This window comes from Stieleria sp., from assembly GCF_041595215.1.
In the GTDB taxonomy this organism is placed as follows: domain Bacteria; phylum Planctomycetota; class Planctomycetia; order Pirellulales; family Pirellulaceae; genus Stieleria; species Stieleria magnilauensis.
In genome coordinates, this window is record NZ_JBFHKV010001389.1 from 1 (window position 1) to 1842 (window position 1842).

General features: G+C 58.7%; 1 pseudogene. It reads left to right on the plus strand.

Annotated features, from left to right (window positions below):
* Positions 1-17: 17 nt before the first annotated feature.
* A pseudogene (locus ABX749_RS31515) lies at positions 18-1842 on the plus strand (alkyl hydroperoxide reductase); the annotation flags it as partial.

A 1842-nucleotide genomic window follows, 5' to 3' on the forward strand; every position in this document is an offset into this window, starting at 1 on the left:
CTGGCTCACATTCGAACATGATTCTTTTTCGCGTTTTCTGCGCCGCTGTTCTCGCCGGATCGACTTTTGCAGGTCTCCACGCCGCGGATGCTGCGGAGACCGATTCCGTTGCCGCCGGCCACAGCTACCACGGGGAAGCGTTTAACGAAGGCCCCCGACAAGCCGCGGTGATGATGCCGGGGATGGCGCCGATCGAGTTTCCCACCTCGACCAAGTCCGAGGCGGCGCAAGGGTTCATCGAACAGGGAATCGCTCAGCTTCACGGATTCTGGTACCTGGAAGCCGAACGTTCGTTCCGCCAAGCCGCCAAGGAGGATCCCGAGCTGGCGATCGCGTACTGGGGAATGGCGATGGCCAATGTCAACAACGACGACCGGGCGCGAGGGTTTATTGACCAGGCCAAAGCGAAATCGGCGAAAAACACCTCGAATCGAGAAAAGCTGTACATCGACGCGCTCGAACGTTTCTTGCCCAAACAGAACAAGGGCGACGACAAAAAAGACGGCGAGTCGGCGAAAGACCAGAAGGATCGGGAGAAAGAAGAAAAGAAGAAACGCGGTGAACGTTACGTCGCCGATCTGGAGAAGATCTTGCATGAGCATCCCGATGACATCGAAGCCAAAGCGTTTCTCGTCGTCCAGCTTTGGATGGGAGACCGCTACGGTGTCAAACTGACCAGCCGTTATGCCGTCGACGCGTTGTTGGGTGAAATCTTTGCCGCCAACCCGGCGCATCCCGCCCATCACTACCGAATTCACTTGTGGGATTCGGCACGCCCGGACAACGCACTCGTTTCGGCTGCCCAGTGCGGACCGGCCAGTCCAGGGATCGCGCACATGTGGCACATGCCCGGTCACATCTATTCCAAGCTGAAACGGTATTCCGATGCCGCCTGGCAACAAGAGGCTTCTGCGCGGGTCGATCATGCGCACATGATTCGCACGCGATTGATGCCCGACCAGATTCATAACTTTGCCCACAACAACGAATGGCTGGTTCGCAATCTGATTCACATCGGCCGCGTTGGGGACGCTTTGGATTTGTCACGCAATCTGGTGTCGTTGCCCCAGCATCCGACCTACAACTCGTTGGAGAAACGTGGCAGCCACAAGTATGGGCGTCAACGCTTGGTTCAAACGTTGACCCGCTTCGGGTTGTGGCAGAAATTAATCGATGAAATGGGCGGTCCATCATTGCTGCCGACCGATCACCAAGAGACACGGCGCGATGAACTGGGATGGCTCGGTGTGGCACAATTCATGGCTGGGCACAAATCCGCAGGCGCAAAAACGCTTCGGCGATTGCAGCGCGAACGACTCGAATTGCAAAGCCGTCTGTTGGACGTGGCCGATCGCGACGGAACCGAGGCTGACACGTCAAAGGATGACGATTCGAAGGAGTTGAAGAAAGAGTTGGATTCGTTGCGAGCAGTGATCGCACGGGTCGCTGCGGCTGCCGCGGCCAAACGCAAGGATGTGGCGACGTTCAACAAGCATCTCAAGGCCGCAAAACTTGACGCGACGATGGAGGCTCAGTGGCTGGGGCTGGCCGGAGATCGCTCCGCCGGAATCAAAGCCGCCGAGCGGGCGGTCAAGTCGGGACCGTCCGAAGTGCTGCCGTTGGCGGTGCTGGTCGATTTGCTCTGGAAGGACGGTAAGCAGGACGAGGCGAAAAAGCAATTTGAAACACTGCGAACCGTCGCCGCCGACGCGGATCTGGACACCCCGATCATGGCCGGGCTTTCGGAGTTGGCGAAGTCGGTCGGAGCGGAGGGCGACTGGAGGAAGAAGCCCGAACCGGCAAGCGATCTCGGCCCGCGTCCGCCGTTGGACGAGTTGGGGC